Genomic DNA, 18,672 nt, shown 5'->3' on the forward strand with positions numbered 1-18,672 from the left:
CGAGATCAGTGCGTGATGCCGAACCGGGCGTACAGGGCGCGCATCGGGCGCGGCGCCCACCAGTTGTAATGACCCAGCAGTGTCATCGAGGCCGGCACCAGCAGCATCCGGACCAGCGTGGCATCGATGAAGACCGTCACGGCCAGGGCCACGCCCGCCTGCTTGATGGCCAGCAGGTCACCGGTCACGAACCCCAGGAACACCACGATGATGACCAGTGCGGCGGAGGTGATGATCCGCCCGGACCGCTGCAGGCCGTACTTCACCGCGTGATCGTTGTCGCCGGTGGCGTCGTAGATCTCCTTGATCCGGGCGAGCAGGAACACCTCGTAGTCCATCGCCAGGCCGAACCCGAACGCCACTGCCACCGCCACCACGTAGGACTCCAGCCCACCCACCGAGGTGAAGTTGAGCAGGCCCTCCAGATGCCCCTCGGCGAAGATCCAGGTGGTGATCCCCAGCGAGGCAGCCAGCGAGAGCAGGTTCACCACCAGGGCCTTGGCCGGGATCAGCAGGGATCCGGTCATCAGGAACAGCAGGATGAAGACGGCCAGGACAACCACGGCGGCGGCGTAGGGCAGCCCGTCCAGCAGGGCCTGGGTGAAGTCAACCTGGTTGGCACCCTCCCCGTAGACCCAGAACGTCGGCAGCGACGGCTCGCTCTCGCGCAGTTGCCGGATCTGTTCGACCACGTCCGTGGCCAGGGGGCCACCGGGGTCGTCGGTATCCACACGCACCCCGAGCAACACGTAGTCCGCGCCGACCTGCTGGCCCGGGTCGATGCCCAGGACCTCGGGGATGTCGGTGATCCGGTCACCCAGGCCGTCCGCCTCGGCCTCGGTGCCCTCCACCAGCACCCCCATCGTGGGGGCGCTGCGGCCAGCGGGTAATCCTCGTTCACGATCGTCAGGAAGTCGCGCTGGTCGGAGTCGCTGGGCAGCAGCTCGGTGGTGGAGTTGCGCAACTGCAGGTTCATCAGCGGTGAGGCGGCCAGCACCAGCAGCATCGAGACCAGCACCAGCACCAGCCACGGACGGCGTTGCACCCGTCCGGCCAGGCGGGAGAACATCCCATCGGCCGGGGGCACGTCGCCCAGACCCGCCACGATCCGCCGCAGGCCGGGGACGCGCCGCAGCAGGGGCGGTTTCAGCATCCGCCGGCCCATGAGCACCAGGAGGGCCGGCACCAGCGTGATGGCGGTGAGTAGGGCGATCAACACCACCGCCACGCCGGCCGCTCCCAGGGAGCGCAGGATGTCCGGGCGCAGCAGTAGCAGGCCCAGGATCGAGATCGCGACGATCAGGGCCGAGTAACTCACCGTGCGGCCCGCAGTCCTCAGCGTGGCCCGGACGGCGGTCCGCACCACGTCATCGCCCCCGGTGGAGCGGCGCCGTCGCCGGCGGTCGGGTACGGCGTCGGCCGCGGCGGCCGCGGCGGACAGCTCGGCGCTATGGGCGTGGAAGAGTTCCTCCCGGAAGCGCGAGACCACCAGCAGGCCGTAGTCGATGGACAGGCCCAGACCCAGGATGGTCACCACGTTGACCACCACCGAGTCCAACTCGATCACGTGGCTGAACGCCAGCAGCGCTCCCAGTCCGCCGGCGATGGAGGCGAGCGCGCCGGCCAGGGGCATCCCCGCGGCCAGGAAGCCACCGAAGACCACCACCATGATCAACAGCGAGACCGGCAGGGCGACCAGCTCCCCGGTGATCAGGTCCCGCTCCATCTGGGAGATCACCGCCTCGGTCATCAGGTCGCTGCTGGCCACGATCCCGGAGGCCACCGGTGAGACCCGCCCGGGGAAGTCCCGCAACAGGTCGGTGACCTCGGCCACCGCGGCGTCGTGCACCTCGGGGTCCAGGCGACCTGCAGGGTGACTGTCAGCAGGAACCCGTCGGCGTCGGCCGAGGTCAGTGCCGCCGCCCGGGGATCGGACAGCCCGCCGGGGAACACGAACGGGCTGAGGACGCCGTCCACCCCATCGATGTTGAGCAACCGGGAGTTCAGCGTCGCTGCGGCCCGGCCGGCCTCGGCCACCCCGTCGGGGTTGTCCAGATCCAACCCCAGCACGATCAGGGAGATCTCCTCGCCGCTGGGGGAGTGCTCATCGAGGAGTTCGCGGGCCTCGGTGCTCTCCGAACCCGGCACGGTCGGCTCCCCGGAGTGCAGCCGCTCGAACAGGCCCTGGCCACCGAAGCCGGTCATCGTCAGGGTGAAGAGGAACGCCGTGAGGAGGAACCACGCCAGGACGATCCTGCGCGGATAGCGGGCTGCCAGCCGCCCCAGTCGGTCGAACACGATGTGATTCTATGGCGGCCGGGGCGCGCGCGGGACCGGTGCCGTCACGGGGCGGCCTAGGCTTGGGTCGTGGACCTGTTCGACTCAGTCAGCACCGATGAGGCCGGGGTGCCCCGGGTGGATGACCGGGCACCGCTGGCGGTGCGAATGCGCCCCGCCGGAATCGATGAGGTGCTCGGCCAGGACCACCTGCTGGCCCCGGGCGCCCCGCTGAACCGCCTGGTGACGCCGTCGGAGGCGGGCTCGCTGCCGCCGTCGTCGGTGATTCTTTGGGGTCCGCCCGGTACCGGAAAGACCACTATCGCCTACCTGGTGGCACGTGCCGGTGGGCGGCGGTTCGTCGAACTCTCCGCCGTGACCGCCGGGGTCAAGGACGTACGGGCGGTGATCGATGACTCCCGGCGCCGGCTGGCCGGCAGCGTGGAGACGGTGTTGTTCGTCGACGAGGTGCACCGGTTCTCCAAGACCCAGCAGGACGCGCTGCTGCCGGCGGTGGAGAACCGGTGGGTCACCCTGGTGGCGGCCACCACCGAGAACCCGAGCTTCTCGGTGATCTCCCCGCTGCTGTCCCGGTCGTTGATGCTCACCCTGCACCCACTCGCCCCCGAGCACGTCGACGAGTTACTCACCCGGGCCCTGGCCGACGAGCGTGGTCTGAAGGGCCGGTTCAGCCTGGCCGCCGACGCCCGGGCGCACCTGCGCCGGCTGGCCGGTGCGGATGCGCGCAAGGGCCTGACGATCCTCGAGGCCGCCGCGGGCACCGCCAGCGCCGGCGGGCAGACCGAGATCGACCTGTCCGCGGTGGAACGGGCCATCGACGTGGCCGCGGTGGCCTACGACCGGGCCGGGGACCAGCACTACGACGTGGCCTCGGCACTGATCAAGTCGATGCGTGGCTCCGACGTCGATGCCGCGCTGCACTACCTCGCCCGGATGGTCCACGCCGGGGAGGATCCGCGTTTCATCGCCCGGCGGATCGTGATCGCGGCGAGTGAGGAGGTCGGCATGGCCGACCCGAGCGCGCTGCAGACCGCGGTCGCCGCCGCTCAGGCGGTGGCGATGATCGGGATGCCCGAGGCCCGCATCATCCTGGCCCAGGCGGTGGTGCACGTGGCCACCGCCCCGAAGTCCAACCGCTCCTACCGCAGTATCGACGCCGCGCTGGCCGATGTGCGGGCCGGCCGGTCCGGTTCGGTCCCGGTGCACCTGCGCGACACCCACTACGCCGGCGCGGAGCGCCTGGGTCACGGCGCCGACTACGTCTACGCCCACGACCAACCGCACGCGGTCGCCGCCCAGGAGTACCTGCCGGAGGAGTTGCGCGGTGCGCGGTACTACCGGCCCAGCGACCGCGGGTACGAACGCTCCATCAGCGAGCGCCTGGAGAGGATCGAGACCTTGCTCGGCCGCACCGAGCCGGAGGCTCCCGACACCTAGTCCGATCGCACCGGGGTGAACGGGACCGATCCCGCCGGGTGGTGCGCCCCGGCCCCGCTCAGGGGTCCGTGCGACCCGGGTCGCGGGGGATGAACAGCGCGCCCAGCACCCCGATGATCGCGATACCGACGAACACCGGCAGCCGGGTGCCGGTGGCCTCGGTCACGAACCCGGCGATGACCGGGCCCACGGCCGAACCCAGTCCCCAGATCATCGAGTACAACCCCAGGAACAACCCGATCAGGCGCACCTGCACCACCTGGGCCGAGTAGATGCTCTCCAGGGTCGAGGAGGCACCGACGGAGGCACCGGCGACGACGGCGAAGGCCACGGCCACCACCACATTGCCCGAGACCAGCAGCAGCAGGGAGGAGACGCCCACCAGCGCCAAGCCCACCTGGAACACCTGCCGGGCGCCGTACCGGTTCACCAGCCACGGCAGTGGCAGCCTGCCGAGCAATTGGAACAAGCCACGCAGGCCGGCCAACGCCGACGCCAGGCCGAGGACGAGACCGGCGGAGACCATCGCCGGGACCTGGTAGAGGAACAGCACCGAGGAGGCCACTCCCGAGCACACCGCCACGTACAGCAGGCGGCGCATCGTCTCATCTCGGATCGATTCGGCAGAGCGGCCCGCAGTGTGCCCGCCTCGCCCCGGGAGACCCCGGTGCCCGACGGGCTCACCGCGGCCCCGAACAGGAAACTCCCCGTGACCAGCACCCCGGACAGCACCATCGCGGTTCGCCAACCCCAAGCCTGGGCAACGAAACCCAGCAGCGGCAGGAACACCGGGCTGGCGAAGGCGCCCCACATGGTGTTGACGGTGATCGCCCGGGTCCGATCGGCCGGGACCCGCCGGGCGATCGTCGCGTGCACCACGGTGTAGTAGCCGGCAGTGCCGACGAAGCCCTGGGTCAGGACCGCCCCGGCACCGAAGGCCAGGGGCGTGTGGGCGGTGACCACGAGGGCGGTGCCGGCGATCACTCCGGCCGCGGACACCACGAAGACAGGGCGCGGCCCAACGGTGTCCACCACCCGGCCGGCGGTGACGGTGCCCAGCCCCACCGCGAGCATGCCGATGCCGTAGGCCGATGACAGCACCGACTCGCTCCACCCGGTGTCGACGCGGATCGGTTCCAGTAGCACCCCGTACCCGTACAGCCATGAACCGAAGGCACAGATGACCACCAGGCCGAAGGCGATCGTGGTGGTCAGCGGGAGTCGATCCGGCCGTGCTTGCCTCACGCGGGCCACTATCGCACGGCCGTGGGCGGGTCCCGCGCTGGGGGATGCCGCCGGGCCGACCGGCCGGCCCGGGTGAGCACCACCACGTCCGAGGCTGATCGAACGGCGTGCCACGGTGCGCTAAACTAGGGAAGTTGCCCAGTCCGGGCACACCTGGGGTCCTAGCCAGCAGCGGCGAGAATCGACCGGCCGAGACAGCCGGTGTCCTTCCGCTCAGAGTCGGCCCCACACCCGCGCCGCCAGCGGATCCGCGGGTGTGACGTCACGAGAACACGACAGGAAGAACACAACACACATGGCCAGCAAGAACCAAACCCGCCGTCAGGTCCGGCTCTCCCGGGCCCTGGGTATTCCCCTGACCCCCAAAGCGGTCAAGTACTCGAGAAGCGACCCTACCCGCCGGGTGAGCACGGGCGCGCTCGCCGCCGGACCGAGTCCGACTACGCCGTGCGACTGAAGGAGAAGCAGCGTCTGCGCGCCCAGTACGGTCTGCGTGAGGCTCAGATGCGCCGCGCCTTCGAGGAGGCACGCCGCGAGCAGGCCCTGACCGGTGAGTCCCTGGTGGAGTTGCTGGAGATGCGTCTGGACGCCCTGGTGCTGCGCGCCGGGTTCGGCCGCACCATGGCCCAGGCCCGTCAGGCTGTGGTGCACCGTCACATCCTGGTGGACGGCAGGGTGGTGGACCGTCCCTCCTACCGGGTCAAGCCCGGTCAGGTGGTGCAGGTCAAGCCCCGCAGCCAGACCATGGTGCCGTTCCAGGTCGCCGCGGCCGGCGCCCATCGGGACGTGCTGCCCGAGGTTCCGGCCTACCTGGACGTGCAGTTGGAGAAGCTCAGTTTCGAACTGGTGCGCCGACCCAAGCGGGTCGAGGTCCCGGTCACCGCCGACGTGCAACTGGTGGTGGAGCACTACTCCCGCTGATCCCGCGGGCACCCGATCTGTCCGGCGCCCTGGTTCATGGCCCTTGCCGTGTACCGGGGCGCCGGTGTCTATAACCCGGGTAGTGTCTGACCAGTTGCCCGGATCGTGAGTATTGGAGGAGTCATGTCCGTAGGAGACATCGCCGGCCTGATCGCTGCCGTGGCGTTCGTGGCGTTGGTGGGGTTTCTGGCCGTGCCGATCCTCAAACTCGGGCGGGTGCTGGACGAGGCCCGCCTCTCGGTCCGGAACATCACCACCCAGACACTGCCGGTCATCGATGAGACCGCCGAGACGATCCGCTCCACCAACAGTCAGTTGAGCAAGGTGGACACCGTCACGACCGCGGCCGCGGAGGTGAGCACGAACGTCTCGGCCCTGACCTCCCTGGTGGCCGCCACCATCGGCGCTCCCCTGGTCAAGGTGGCCGCGTTCTCCCTGGCGGTCCGGTCCATGTTCGGCCGCAAGGGCACGCCGTGAAGCGCCTCTTCTGGATCGGAGTGGGAGTCGCGGCCTCGGTGGTGGTGCTGCGCAAGGTCCAGCAGGTGAACAGCCAGATCGGCGAGGTTGCCCACGCCGTCAGTCCCGCCGGCATCGCCGACTCGGTGAGTTCAATGGCTCGCAACCTCAAGGAGGCCGTCACCACCCTGCGTGAGTCGATGGCCGAGAACGAGGCGGCCCTGTCTGCGGCCCTGCTGCCCAGCGAAGCAGAACAGGAGCGCGCCCGGGCCCACCGTCGCTCCGCCCGGGCCGAGGAGCCCCGCGGCTGGGACGACGACGAGGACGCCTTCTTCTGACGCCGGGCCATCCCCCCTGACGATCGACAAACCAGAGCACCCATCGAGGACGTATGCGTACCGCCGAGATCCGCAACCGCTGGCTGGAGTTCTTCCGGCAGCGTGACCACGCGATCGTGCCGAGCACGTCGCTGGTCTCGCCCGACCCGTCGATCCTGTTCACGATCGCCGGGATGGTGCCGTTCATTCCCTACATCCTGGGCACCCAGAAGGCACCCTGGCCGCGCGTGGCCAGCGTTCAGAAGTGCCTGCGCACCAATGACATCGAGAACGTGGGCCGGACCACCCGGCACGGCACGTTCTTCCAGATGCCCGGCAACTTCTCCTTCGGTGACTACCACAAGGAAGGGGCGATCAACCTTGCCTGGGAACTGCTGACCGGCTCGGTCGCGTCCGGTGGTTACGGGTTCGATGCGGACCGTCTCTGGGTGACGTTGTGGGACCAGGACGCCGAGTCCTTGGAAGTGCTCACGAAGGGTCTGGGCCTGGACCCGGGCCGCATCGTGCGCCTGCCCCAGCAGGAGAGTTTCTGGGACACCGGACAGGGCGGCGGGCCGGCCGGTCCGACCGCGGAGTGGCATTACGACCGCGGCCCCGAGTACGGTCCCGAGGCGGCCGGTGGTGCCCAGGCGGTCTGGCCCGGCAGCACCGAGGGCGAGGACCGCTACATCGAGGTGTGGAACCTGGTCTTCGATGAGTTCATCCGGGGGGAGGGCACCGGCAAGGACTACCCGCTGGTCGGGACGTTGGAGCAGAAGTCCATCGACACCGGCGCCGGCCTGGAACGGATCGCCTACCTGCTCCAGGGCAAACAGAACATGTACGAGATCGACGAGGTCTTCCCGGTCATCTCCCGGATGGAGGAGATCTCCGGCAAGCGCTACGGCGCCGACCCCGAGAGTGACGTGCGGCTGCGGGTGATCGCCGACCACGTGCGTTCGGCCCTGATGGTCATCGGTGACGGCGTCCGTCCGGGCAACGAGGGCCGTGGGTACGTACTGCGGCGCCTGGTGCGCCGCGCCGTGCGGGCCGCACGGCTGCTCGGTGTGGACACGGCCGCGCTGCCCGAACTGCTCCCGGTCTCGCGTGACGCGATGAGCCCGTCCTACCCCGAATTGGCGCAGGACTTCGACCGGATCAGTCAGGTCGCCTACGCCGAGGAGGAGGCCTTCCTGCGCACACTCACTACCGGGACCACCATCCTGGACACCGCGGTGTCGCGCGCACGGTCCGAATCCGGCTCGGGAACCCCGGAACTGTCGGGAGACCAGGCGTTCGCACTGCACGACACCTACGGTTTCCCGATCGACCTGACCTTGGAGATGGCCGCCGAGCAGGGTGTCCGCGTGGACGAGGCCGGGTTCGCCGACCTGATGGCACAGCAGCGCCAACGCGCCCGTGCCGATGCCTTGGCGAAGAAGACCGGCCAGGTCGAGGTCGCCACCTACGCCGACCTGGCTCGCCGGCTCGATGCACCGGTGCAGTTCCTCGGGTACACCGACGCTGTGGCCGAGGCCCGTGTGATCGGGCTGCTGGTGGACGGCGAACCGGTGCGTTCGGCCCAGGCGCCGGCCGATGTGGAGGTGGTGCTGGACCGTACCCCCTTCTACGCCGAGGCCGGCGGTCAGCTCGCCGACCAGGGCACCATCAACTTCTCCGGCGGCGGGATCGATCGTCGACGTCGCCGACGTGCAGAGCCCGGTCACCGGGCTGTCGGTGCACCGTGGCCGGTTGCTGGAGGGCACCCTGGCGCTGGACGAGACCGGCGTGGCCGCGATCGACACCGAGCGCCGCCGCCAGATCGCCCAGGCCCACACCGCCACCCACATGGTGCACAAGGCGCTGCACGAGTTCCTGGGCACCCAGGCCACCCAGGCCGGATCCGAGAACGCCCCGTCCCGGATGCGGTTCGACTTCCGGCACGGCTCGGCAGTACCGGCTTCGGTGGTCTCCGAGATCGAGGAGCGGGTCAACCTGCGCCTGATCGAGGACCTGGACGTCACCGACGAGGTGATGAGCCAGGACGAGGCGCGCGACCAGGGGGCCATCGCGCTGTTCGGGGAGAAGTACGGCGACCGGGTCCGGGTGGTCTCCATCGACGGGGACTGGTCCAAGGAACTGTGCGGAGGCACCCACGTGCGCCGCTCCGGCGAGGTCGGGCAGGTGACCCTGCTCGGGGAGTCCTCGATCGGCTCCGGGATCCGTCGCGTCGATGCCCTGGTGGGTTACGGCGCCTACGCCCAGGGAGCCAAGGAGCGCGTGCTGCTGGGCCAGCTCACGCAATTGGTCGGGTCACGGCCGGAGGAGCTGCCCGAGCGGATCTCGGGCCTGCTGGGCAAGCTCAAGGAGAGCGAACGGGAACTGGACAAGATGCGTTCGGCCCAGTTGCTGGCCGGGGCCGGGGAACTGGCCGGACGCGCCCGGAAGGTCGGTACGGTGCAGGTGGTCGCCGCCGACACCGGACAGATCTCCGGTACCGACGCACTGCGCTCGCTGGTCCTCGACGTGCGCGAGCGGCTGGGCGCCGACACCCCGGCGGTCGTGGCGCTGGCCGGGGTCAGCAACGACCGTCCGGTCATCGTGGTGGCCACCACGGGGCCGGCCCGTGCTGCCGGCGTCAAGGCCGGCGCCCTGGTGCGTACCGCGGCCCGGGTGCTCGGCGGCGGTGGCGGCGGTAAGGATGAGATCGCCCAGGGTGGCGGTACCGACCCGGGGGCGGTAGGCGCCGCACTGTCCGCACTGATCAGCGATCTGGGCGGTGATGATGCCTGAGACGCCAGACCATCCGGCCCCGGTGCGCACCGGCGTGCGTCTCGGCGTGGACGCCGGCAAGGTCCGGGTGGGCCTGGCGTTGTCGGACCCCGAGGGCTTGCTCGCCACGCCCGACCGAACCCTGGTACGGGCCCGGGACGACGACGGCGTGGCCGCGATCGCGCAGCAGGTCGCCCAGGCCGGGGTGATCGAGGTCGTGGTCGGCCTGCCCCTGCACATGTCGGGTCGGGAGGGAACTGCGGCCCGGGATGCCCGGACGTACGCCGCACGGGTTGCAGCCGCGATCGCCCCCGTACCGGTGCGCCTGGTCGACGAGCGGTTGAGCACCGTCACCGCGCACGCCCAACTTCACAGCGCCGGGCGACGTCAGAAGCAACACCGCAAGGTGGTGGACCAGGTCGCGGCCACTGTGATCCTGCAGAGCGCCCTGGACGCCATGCGTGGCGGTCGGGAGGTCGGTGAAGTCGTTAAGGTGTGTGAGGATCCACCGGTCGATGAGGAGGCGCGGACGTGACCGACTTGTTCGATGAACAATTCGGCACCGAGGAGACCCCCGCTGCCGAGACATCCACCGGGCACCGCCGGGCCAGTCGGGAGCGTGCCGCGAAGCGCCGGGCCCAGCGGCGGCGCAACGCTATTACCTTCGTGGTGATGGTCGCATCGATCGCGCTGCTGTTGGGCGGTGCGTTCGTGTTGATCCGCCCCCTGTTCCAGGGGTCTCCGGAGGAGCCGGAGGTGACCGACTTCCCCGGTCCGGGATCCGGCGAGGTCGAGGTCGTGGTGAACACCGGCGACACTGGCACCGACATCGGGCGCACACTCGTGGAGGCCAACGTGGTGGCCACCGTCGGCGCCTTCACTGAGGCGTACAACAACAACCCCCAGGCCGTCCAGATCCAGGCCGGCACCTACACCATGCGCGAGGAGATGGCCGCGGTCGATGCGGTGCAGGCACTGCTGGACCCCGGCAGTCGCGCGGACCTGACCGTGACCATCCCGGAGGGCTGGCGGGCAACCCAGATCTACGAACGTGTCGCCGCCCGGCTGGAGGTGCCGCTGGAGGATGTGGAGGCCGCCGCCGAGGAGTTCGCAGCCTCCGAACTCCCGGATGCGGCCGAGGGTGAGATCGAGGGTTGGCTGTTCGCGTCCACCTACACCGTGGAGACCGACACCGAGCCGGCGGAACTGCTGCAGCAGATGGTTGACCTGACCGTGCGCCAGCTGGAGGAGCGGGAGGTCCCCGAGGACGAGTGGCAGGACACCCTGATCATTGCCTCCATCCTGGAACTGGAGGTGAACAACCCGGAGCACTGGGGCCAAGTGGCCCGCGTGGTCGAGAACCGCCTGGCCGGCTGCTCCGGTGACGGCACCCTGGGGATGGACACCACCTACGCCTACGGTCTGAACAAGCCGGCCTGGGAGATCACCCGCAGTGAGTGGCAGGAGGACCACCCCTACAACACCCGTCGCGTGGCGGGCCTGCCCCCCACCCCGATCGGTGCACCGGGCGAACCGGCTATCGACGCTGTGCTGAACCCGCCGGAGGGTGACTGGTGCTACTTCGTCACCGTCAACCCCAACACCGGCGAGACCCGGTTCACCGACGACATCGACGAGCACCGGCATAACCAGGAGTTGTACCGGGAGTGGCTCGCCCAGCAGGACGGGGACGAGGACGAGGACGGCGAGGACTGAGCAATGCCCGACCCGCGCCGCGCAGCGGTGCTCGGCCATCCGGTGGCGCACTCGCTCTCACCGGTGCTGCACCGGGCCGCCTATGCCGAACTGGGCCTGACCCACTGGACGTATGAGCGGCACGACGTGACCGAGGATCGGTTCACCGCTTTCCTTACCGGGCTCGATCCCAGCTGGGCCGGGCTGTCGGTGACGATGCCCCTGAAGCAGGTGGCGCTGCGCTCGGTGGATCACATCGAGCCGCTCGCCGAGGTGGTCGGGGCGGTCAACACCGTGCTGTTCCCCGGTGGCGGGGTCCGGGTAGGAACGAACACCGACGTATACGGCATCGTGACCGCACTGACAGAGGTGGCGCCCACACAGTGGCAGCCGCGTACCGGGGTGATCCTGGGTGGGGGAGCCACTGCGAGTGCAGCGTTGGCGGCGCTGGGCCAGCTGGGAATCACCTCCCCTGCGGTGGTGGTGCGCTCACCCGGGCGCGCAGGCGCCGTGGTGCGGGCCGCGGCACGGATGGGGGTGTCGCCGTCGTTGCTCACCTGGGGCACACCCAGGGCCGACGAGGCGCTGCTGCGCGCCGACGCGGTGGTCAGTACCGCACCCCGGGGCGCAGCAGACTCCCTGGTCCCGTTGATCGTCGAGGCCGACCTGCATCCCGGGCAGGTGCTGCTGGACGTGGTGTACGAGGGCTGGCCGACCGCGATGGGCGGGCGTGGGCCGCGCGGGGTGCGCCGGTGGCCGGCGGACACCTGATGCTGCTGCACCAGGGCGTGGAACAGGTGCGCCTGATGACCGGACGCAGCGCCCCGACCGAGGTGATGCGCGTTGCGTTGGAGCGGGCACTGGCGGAGCGGTCCTGATGGGGCCGGTGGTGGTCGTCGGGGTGGCCGGGCTGTTCGGCCTGACCGCGATGGCGCTCACCCCCTGGCTGGTCTCCCTGGCCCGGACCGAGTCGGTCTGGTTGCGCAGCGGGCTGCACCCGCTGTTGGCGACGCTGGGTGGTGCCGGGGCGGCCTCCTGGGCTGATAGCGTGTTGGAGCTTCTCGTGCTGGGTACAGTGGCACTGGCCTGTTCCCTGCTGGTGGTGGTGGACCTGGCCGCGCACCGGTTGCCCGACATCCTCCTCACTCCGCCCTATCCGATCGCGCTGGGCTGTTTCGCGGTGCTTGGTGTCGTGGAGGGGGACTACTCCGACCTGTGGCGTTCCGTCCTCGCCGGTGCGGCACTGGCCGCCGGCTACCTGGTGCTCGCGCTGATCTCTCCTTCCGGGATGGGGATGGGGGATGTGAAGCTCGCCGGCCTGCTCGGCGTGGTGCTCGGTTGGTACGGCTGGGAGGAGGTACTCACCGGCACGATCGCTGCGTTCGTGCTCGGGGGGTTGTTCGCCGTGGTGTTGCTGGTCACCGCCCGGGCCGACCGGAAGACCCAGGTGGCGTTCGGACCATGGATGGTCCTCGGGTCAGTGGTGGGCCTGGTCTGGGGCGGCGCGGTATTCGGCGGATGAGGAGACAAGGGCCATGACGGCGCACCGGCCCGCAAGCCGACGGCTCAGCGGAGCCTGAGCGTCCGCAGCGTCGGCCCGCCCGAGGTGCCCCAGTGGGAGAGTTGGGCCAGGAACAACTCGGCGCAGGCGATCGCGTCGGTCAAGGCGTCGTGGGCGGCGTACCGGGGCAGCCCGTACCGCCCGCGCGCCGCCGCCAGATTCAGGCCCGTGTTCTCCTGATCGCCCCGGTTCCAGCCCAGGATCCGGCGCTGCAGCGCGAGCGTGTCGATCACCGGCGGCACGAACGGGGCGCCGTAGAGCAGTTCGCACGCACGGGAGAGCAGGGTGGTCTCGATGGTGGCGTGGTGGGCTACCAGGACCCGTCCGGTGCATGCGTGCAGCATCTGTTCGACCGCCTCCGGCAGCGGCGCTCCCGCGGCCACCACATCGTCGGTGAGGCCGTGCACGGTCACGTTCGGCCCCACCTCCCGGCCCGGGTTGACCACCACCCGGCGGCCGCGGCCGAGCAGGATGCGCCGCTCCTGCACCGGCACCCAACCGATGCTGAGGATGTCGGCGGAGTCCAGGTCCAGACTCGTGCACTCCAGATCCAGGGCCAGCACGGCGAGGTCGCCGGCGGGGGTGGAGTCCGCGGGCGCCGGCTCGCGGTAGTAACGCGCCAGGGGACCGCGTGCATCCTGTGCGGCCCTGGCCCGGCGGCGACGCAGGGAGTCGGCGAACCAGGTGACCATGATCTAGGAGACCATCTCGGTGCGGTACAGGTAGGGGAGCGTGGCCTGGACGCGCCGCACCACGGCGAAGGCACCCTTGAGGTGGCGTCGTTCGAACGGGGACAACTGCGCGGGCAGCACCCGGGAGTTCAGCGACTGCCCGCGCGCATGCTGCTCGACCTGGTGCCTGGTGCGCAGGGCGGTGACGAACTCGTGGGCATCGACCAGATCCGCGGCGTGGTCCGCCGAGAGAACTCGGGTACCGGCTGCGGCCTGCAACCGGTCCACGGTGCTCAGCGCACGCCGTCCCAAGGCCAGCGCGGACAGCCGGGCGATCTGGGTGATCGGCGCCAGTGCGCCGGCCTTGATGTCCAAGGTGGCACGCTGCTCCCCCGAGCGCTCCAGGACGAACTCGCGGAAGAATCCCAGTGGTGGCTTGGTCCGCTGGGCGGCATGGGCGAGGTGGGCCAGGAAGAGCCGGGATTGCGGGGCCCGTTCGAGCTCGACCTGTCGGATCGGCTCGAACAGGGAACGATCGCCGGACACCGGGCGCATGTCGAAGAAGATCTGGGCGTGCAACAGGGCCTGCGGCTCCGGATCCCCGATCCAGTGAATGAGGTAGTTGCGCCACTGGTCCACCGGAACCCGGAACCGGGGGTTGGTGGCCATGATGTCGCCCGGGCACCTCGGGTACCCACTGGCTTCCAGGCCATCGACCACACGCTCGGCCAGTTCGGCGAAGTAGCGGCTCTCGGCACGGTCCGGCCTGCGGGCCAGGACCAGGGCGTTGTCCTGGTCCGAGTGCAACCCGGTCTCCATCCGGCCCTGGGACCCCAGGACCACCCAGCAGTACCGTATCGGGGGCGGGCCCAGGTCGGATTCGGCCAGGTGCAGCAACCGGCGGGTGACGCCGTCGGCCACCGCGGTGATCAGCCGCGACACATCACCCGGCGCGGCGTGCGTACTCGTGGCGGAACTGACCACCTGCGGCAGCCGCGAGACCACCGCCGCCAGGGCGCGCGTCGAGGTCTGCTTCGTGATCTCGGTCAGTAGCAGGGTGGGGTTGTCGCGGGCCAAGCGCATCAGGTCCCCGGCGGTGATGACACCGAGGAGCCCGCCGTTGTGGATCACCGGGAGGTGATGGAAGCCGTGCAGGGTCAACTCCGCCAGCGCCTCCATCGCCAGCCGGTCCGAGGGGATCGTGACCGGGTCGGGCGTCATCACCGTCGAGACCGCGGTGGAGACCGGCAGGCCACGGGCCACCACCCGCGAGCGCACGTCCCGGTCGGTGAAGATCCCGACCAGGTCCTGCTTCTCCGTGACCAGGAGCGCGGAGACCCCTTCTGCCTCCATCAAATCGGTGGCCTCGGCAACGGTGGCCGTCGGGGTGGTGGTGACCGGGGCGCGGTGCACGAGTTGACTGATCCGGGTCCGCAGCAATGCGCTGCCCGGGTCCTGCACGTGGACGGTGGGAACCGTATCGCGCAGCCGGCCAACCTGCTGGCGCATGAAGAACTGGGCGAACGCATCCGATCGCGCCATCAACCGCCGGAAGTCCCGGGCGGGCAGCAGGTAGCACAGCGAGTCCTCCACCGCCACGATCCGGTAGAGCGAGGGACCGGCGGTCAGCACCGAGGACAACCCGAACGAACTGCCCGGCTCGTCCCGATCGGCCAGGGCACCCAGGGAGTCCAGGATGTCCACGGCCCCGGAGCGCAGGATGTGCACGTAATCGTTCCCCGCTCCGAGCTCGACCACGACCGTTCCGCGTCGGAAGTAGGCCACCTCCAGGGACCGGGGCAGTTCGTCCAGCAGTTCGGGGGGGAGATCCTGGTACGGCTCGTGTGCGGCCAGGAAGTCCCGGATCTCGGCCAGTTCGGCGTCCATGTCCCGATCCAACCGCATCGATCGTGCCGGGGCGATCCGCCGTGCCGTCGGGAAGCCGGTACCGGCCTGGTCCACAGCGCGGACGGCGGGTGATCGGGCCGGCCCCGGCGTGGGAGGATGGACGGATGCTCAGATGGTTGACCGCAGGCGAGTCCCACGGACCGGCGCTCGTCGGGGTGATCGAGGGAATCCCGGCAGGGGTGGAACTGACTACCGCGCAGATCCAGGACCGCCTGGCCCGGCGCCGGCTGGGGTACGGCCGGGGCGCGCGCATGTCGTTCGAGGCCGATGAGGTGCGACTGCTCGGTGGGGTGCGCCATGGCCGGACCCAGGGTGGACCGGTGGCGATCGAGATCGGTAACAGCGAGTGGCCCAAGTGGGAGCACGTGATGGCGGCCGACCCTGTCGATCCGGCGCTGCTGCAGGTCGACGCCGGGACCGGCGACGCCCGCGAGGTGGCCCGCAACAGGCCGCTGACCAGGCCCCGGCCCGGCCACGCCGACCTGACCGGGATGATCAAGTACGGCTTCGACGAGGCCCGCCCGGTGCTCGAGCGGGCCTCAGCGCGTGAGACCGCCACCCGGGTTGCCCTCGCCACCGTGGCCGAAACCCTGCTGCGGCAGAGCGCCGGGATCGAACTGGTCTCCCAGGTGGTGGCCGTGGGTGAGGTGGAACTGCCGGACGACGCCGCGCGCCCCACCCCGGCGGACGTGCCGGCACTGGACGCCGACCCGATCCGGTGCTTCGACCCGGAGACCTCGGCGAGGATGGTGGCCGAGATCGACGCCGCGAAGAAGGACGGGGACACCCTCGGGGGAGTGGTGGAGGTACTGGCCTACGGACTGCCGCCCGGGCTGGGCTCCTACGTGCACGGGGACCGCAAGCTCGACGCCCGCCTCGCGGGCGCGCTGATGGGCATCCAGGCGTTCAAGGGCGTGGAGATCGGTGACGGTTTCGCCACCGCGCGACGGCGTGGCTCAGCGGCCCACGACGAGATCGAGCGGGTTGGTGGCCGCGTGCGGCGGCGCACCAACAGGGCCGGCGGCGTCGAGGGCGGGATGAGCAACGGGGAGGTGCTGCGGGTCCGTGGGGCGCTGAAGCCGATCTCCACCGTGCCTCGCCCGCTGGACACCATCGACACCACCAGCAGCGAGGCGGCCAAGGCCATCCACCAGCGCAGCGACGTCTGCGCCGCTGCGCCCGCGGCGGTTATCGCCGAGGCGATGGTGGCGCTGGTGTTGGCCGAGGCGCTGACGGAGAAGTTCGGCGGCGATTCCCTCCCCGAGATCCGCCGCAACCTCGAGCATTACCTGCAGACGATCCCGGAGCACCTGCGATGACCGCCGCGGTGCTGGTCGGCCCGCCGGGCGCGGGAAAGTCCACCATCGGACGCATGGTCGCCGAGGTGCTCGAGGTTCCGTTCGCCGACACCGACGCCATCGTGGAACAGACCTCCGGGCGGACCATCTCCGACATCTTCATCGTCGATGGCGAGGAGACCTTCCGGGAGATGGAACGCCGCGCGGTTCAGGAGGCGTTGGCCACCCACGAGGGCGTGCTGGCCCTGGGCGGTGGCGCGATCCTCGACGAACGCACCCGCGCCGATCTGGCTGCGCATACGGTGGTCTTCCTGTCCGTGGGCCTGGCCGATGCGGCCAAACGGGTCGGGCTGAACACCGCCCGCCCGCTCCTCCTGGGCAGCCCGCGCCGCCAGTGGCAGGAGTTGATGCAGGCCCGGCGCCCGCTCTACATGGAGGTGGCCGACGCGGAGGTCTCCACCGCAGGGTTGAGCCCCACCCAGTCCCGCGACGCGGTCCTGGCGGTGCTGGAGCACCGATGAACACCATCTGGGTCGATGCCGAGCACCGCTACCCGGTGCAGGTGGGAACCGGGTTGCGCACCGCGCTGCCCGGGCACCTGCCCGGCGCAGCCGCCCAGGTGCTGCTGGTGCACGCCCGGGCACTGGGCGGCGGCGCCGCCGCCGACCTGGCCGACCAGGTGCGGGCCACCGGTCGCAGCGTGGTGTCGATGGAACTGCCGGACGGCGAGGCCGCCAAGGAACTACCGGTGATCGCCCGGGCGTGGGATCTGCTCGGCGAGCACGCGTTCACACCCGCGCCGACGTCGTCGTCGGCCTGGGTGGGGGTGCGGTCACCGATGCGGCCGGGTTCATCGCCGCGTCCTGGTTGCGGGGCGTGGGGGTGGTGCACCTGCCCAGCACGTTGCTGGGGATGGTGGACGCTGCGGTGGGAGGCAAGACCGGGATCAATACCGCGGCCGGGAAGAACCTGGTGGGCGCCTTTCACTCACCGCTGGCGGTGTTGTGCGACACCGCCCTGCTGGGCACCCTGCCCGAGGCGGACCTGCGTGCCGGGATGGCCGAGGTGGTCAAGTGCGGATTCATCGCCGACCCGGCGATCCTGGAATTGATCGAGTCCGACCCCGCTGCGGCACTGGACCCGGCCGGTGCGGTCCTGACCGAGCTGGTGCACCGGGCGATCACGGTGAAGGCCCGGGTGGTCAGCGCCGATCTGCGCGAGGCCGACCAACGCGAGATCCTCAACTACGGGCACACCCTGGCCCACGCGATCGAGAACGCTGAGTCACCGGTGGCGCCACGGCGACGCGGTCGCGGTGGGGATGGTCTTCGCGGCCGAACTGGCCTGGCGCACCGGCCATCTTGGTGCGGACGTGCTGGAGCGGCACCGTCGGGTCCTGACGAGTCTCGGGCTTCCGATCCACTACGACGGGGCGCCCTGGACACGGCTGGCCGAGGCGATGCGCCGCGACAAGAAGGCCCGGGGTGGTGTGCTGCGGTTCGTGATCCTGGAGGGCATCGGTGCCCCGGTACGGCTGCAGGGCCCGGATGAGGAGGAACTCGTGGCCGCATTCGAGTCGGTCAGCACCTCCGGGGCTGTGGCGCCCTAGGATTCGAGGGTGGCTACCGTGCTGGTCCTGAATGGACCCAACCTGTCCCGGCTGGGCGCCCGGGAACCCGAGATCTACGGGCGCTGGGACGCCGAGCGCCTCCGTTCCGCCGTGACCGGGTGGGCCGCGGAGCTCGGCCTGAGCGTGCAGTGGCACCAGAGCGATGACGAGGCCAAACTGGTGCGGTTGCTGCACACCGCAGCCGATGACGGCACCGACGTGGTCATCAACCCGGCCGCCTTCACGCACTACTCCTATGCGCTGCGCGACGCGGCCAAACAGGTCACCGACGCCGGCGGGCGGTTGATCGAGGTGCACCTGTCCAACCCGGCGAGCCGGGAGGTCTTCCGACACACCAGCGTCATCGCCGGTGTGGCCTCGGGCACCGTAGCCGGGTTCGGGGCGCACTCCTACCGGCTTGCCCTGCATGCGTTGAGCGATCAAGGACAAGACGTTGATTCCATCGAATCAAGCCTCTAGCCTG

At 70.3% G+C, this 18,672-nt stretch carries 16 protein-coding genes and 5 pseudogenes; 14 read left to right on the forward strand and 7 right to left on the reverse strand.

Going from position 1 to position 18,672, the window contains the following annotated elements; all coding sequences use genetic code 11:
• Positions 1-5: 5 nt before the first annotated feature.
• From ACRRRO_RS17465 to ACRRRO_RS17475, 3 genes and pseudogenes are all read right to left on the reverse strand, one after another.
• Complete coding sequence (locus tag ACRRRO_RS17465; RefSeq protein WP_434080647.1) at positions 6-863, reverse strand: MMPL family transporter; 858 nt, start codon at positions 861-863, stop codon at positions 6-8.
• Between the two features lie 224 nt (positions 864-1,087).
• Positions 1,088-1,750, reverse strand: a pseudogene (locus ACRRRO_RS17470) (MMPL family transporter); the annotation flags it as partial.
• Entirely contained in the window at positions 1,750-2,298 is a 549-nt protein-coding gene (locus ACRRRO_RS17475; protein WP_434080648.1) for a hypothetical protein, read from the reverse strand. The pseudogene ACRRRO_RS17470 and the gene ACRRRO_RS17475, both read right to left, overlap by 1 nt.
• Before the next feature lie 69 nt (positions 2,299-2,367).
• Here ACRRRO_RS17475 and ACRRRO_RS17480 point away from each other — a divergent pair, with 69 nt between their 5' ends.
• Positions 2,368-3,735, forward strand: coding sequence for a replication-associated recombination protein A (locus tag ACRRRO_RS17480; RefSeq protein ID WP_424796128.1), 1,368 nt, complete (start codon positions 2,368-2,370; stop codon positions 3,733-3,735).
• A 58-nt stretch (positions 3,736-3,793) separates the two neighbouring features.
• Here the strand turns inward: ACRRRO_RS17480 and ACRRRO_RS17485 are convergent, their stop codons facing one another.
• Both ACRRRO_RS17485 and ACRRRO_RS17490 read right to left on the reverse strand, forming a co-directional pair.
• Positions 3,794-4,336: an MFS transporter gene (locus ACRRRO_RS17485; RefSeq protein WP_434080649.1), complete on the reverse strand. Its 543-nt coding sequence runs from the start codon at positions 4,334-4,336 to the stop codon at positions 3,794-3,796.
• Positions 4,337-4,359: 23 nt separating this feature from the next.
• Positions 4,360-5,094: pseudogene (locus ACRRRO_RS17490) on the reverse strand (MFS transporter); the annotation flags it as partial.
• 181 nt (positions 5,095-5,275) lie between these two features.
• Here ACRRRO_RS17490 and rpsD point away from each other — a divergent pair.
• From rpsD to ACRRRO_RS17535, 9 genes and pseudogenes are all read left to right on the forward strand, one after another.
• Positions 5,276-5,901, forward strand: a pseudogene (gene rpsD / locus ACRRRO_RS17495) (30S ribosomal protein S4).
• A gap of 123 nt (positions 5,902-6,024) precedes the next feature.
• Positions 6,025-6,378: a DUF948 domain-containing protein gene (locus ACRRRO_RS17500; protein ID WP_424785987.1), complete on the forward strand. Its 354-nt coding sequence runs from the start codon at positions 6,025-6,027 to the stop codon at positions 6,376-6,378.
• Positions 6,375-6,695 (forward strand): hypothetical protein, encoded by a 321-nt coding sequence (locus ACRRRO_RS17505; RefSeq protein ID WP_424791069.1) that lies wholly within the window; start codon positions 6,375-6,377, stop codon positions 6,693-6,695. Before ACRRRO_RS17500 ends, ACRRRO_RS17505 begins: the two co-directional genes overlap by 4 nt.
• 53 nt (positions 6,696-6,748) lie before the next feature.
• Positions 6,749-9,467: pseudogene (alaS, locus tag ACRRRO_RS17510) on the forward strand (alanine--tRNA ligase).
• Complete coding sequence (gene ruvX / locus ACRRRO_RS17515) at positions 9,460-9,981, forward strand: Holliday junction resolvase RuvX (protein ID WP_424796131.1); 522 nt, start codon at positions 9,460-9,462, stop codon at positions 9,979-9,981. The pseudogene alaS and the gene ruvX overlap by 8 nt, the downstream one beginning before the upstream one ends.
• Positions 9,978-11,162, forward strand: coding sequence for an endolytic transglycosylase MltG (mltG, locus tag ACRRRO_RS17520; protein WP_424796132.1), 1,185 nt, complete (start codon positions 9,978-9,980; stop codon positions 11,160-11,162). Before ruvX ends, mltG begins: the two co-directional genes overlap by 4 nt.
• Positions 11,163-11,165: 3 nt before the next feature.
• Positions 11,166-11,912 carry a shikimate dehydrogenase gene (locus ACRRRO_RS17525; RefSeq protein ID WP_434080650.1) on the forward strand — a complete coding sequence of 249 codons (747 nt, stop codon included), beginning with the start codon at positions 11,166-11,168 and terminating at the stop codon, positions 11,910-11,912.
• Complete coding sequence (locus ACRRRO_RS17530) at positions 11,894-12,019, forward strand: hypothetical protein (protein ID WP_434080651.1); 126 nt, start codon at positions 11,894-11,896, stop codon at positions 12,017-12,019. Before ACRRRO_RS17525 ends, ACRRRO_RS17530 begins: the two co-directional genes overlap by 19 nt.
• Entirely contained in the window at positions 12,019-12,663 is a 645-nt protein-coding gene (locus ACRRRO_RS17535) for a prepilin peptidase (RefSeq protein WP_424796134.1), read from the forward strand. Before ACRRRO_RS17530 ends, ACRRRO_RS17535 begins: the two co-directional genes overlap by 1 nt.
• Before the next feature lie 44 nt (positions 12,664-12,707).
• Here ACRRRO_RS17535 and ACRRRO_RS17540 read toward each other — a convergent pair whose 3' ends face one another.
• Both ACRRRO_RS17540 and ACRRRO_RS17545 read right to left on the reverse strand, forming a co-directional pair.
• Positions 12,708-13,394 (reverse strand): exonuclease domain-containing protein, encoded by a 687-nt coding sequence (locus tag ACRRRO_RS17540; RefSeq protein ID WP_424796135.1) that lies wholly within the window; start codon positions 13,392-13,394, stop codon positions 12,708-12,710.
• 3 nt (positions 13,395-13,397) lie between these two features.
• Positions 13,398-15,260 (reverse strand): DUF294 nucleotidyltransferase-like domain-containing protein, encoded by a 1,863-nt coding sequence (locus tag ACRRRO_RS17545; protein ID WP_424796136.1) that lies wholly within the window; start codon positions 15,258-15,260, stop codon positions 13,398-13,400.
• A 125-nt stretch (positions 15,261-15,385) separates the two neighbouring features.
• Here ACRRRO_RS17545 and aroC point away from each other — a divergent pair, with 125 nt between their 5' ends.
• The 4 genes and pseudogenes from aroC (at position 15,386) to ACRRRO_RS17565 (ending at position 18,668) form a co-directional block, all read left to right on the forward strand.
• Positions 15,386-16,600, forward strand: a complete 1,215-nt coding sequence (aroC, locus tag ACRRRO_RS17550; RefSeq protein WP_424796137.1) for a chorismate synthase — start codon at positions 15,386-15,388, stop codon at positions 16,598-16,600.
• Complete coding sequence (locus ACRRRO_RS17555; RefSeq protein ID WP_424796138.1) at positions 16,597-17,100, forward strand: shikimate kinase; 504 nt, start codon at positions 16,597-16,599, stop codon at positions 17,098-17,100. The genes aroC and ACRRRO_RS17555 overlap by 4 nt, the downstream gene beginning before the upstream one ends.
• A pseudogene (gene aroB, locus ACRRRO_RS17560) lies at positions 17,097-18,188 on the forward strand (3-dehydroquinate synthase). Before ACRRRO_RS17555 ends, aroB begins: the two are co-directional and overlap by 4 nt.
• Before the next feature lie 9 nt (positions 18,189-18,197).
• Positions 18,198-18,668, forward strand: coding sequence for a type II 3-dehydroquinate dehydratase (locus tag ACRRRO_RS17565; protein WP_434080652.1), 471 nt, complete (start codon positions 18,198-18,200; stop codon positions 18,666-18,668).
• Positions 18,669-18,672 lie beyond the last annotated feature (4 nt).

The sequence above is a fragment of the Sanguibacter sp. Z1732 genome, from assembly GCF_051020515.1.
Lineage (GTDB): Bacteria > Actinomycetota > Actinomycetes > Actinomycetales > Beutenbergiaceae > CALKWS01.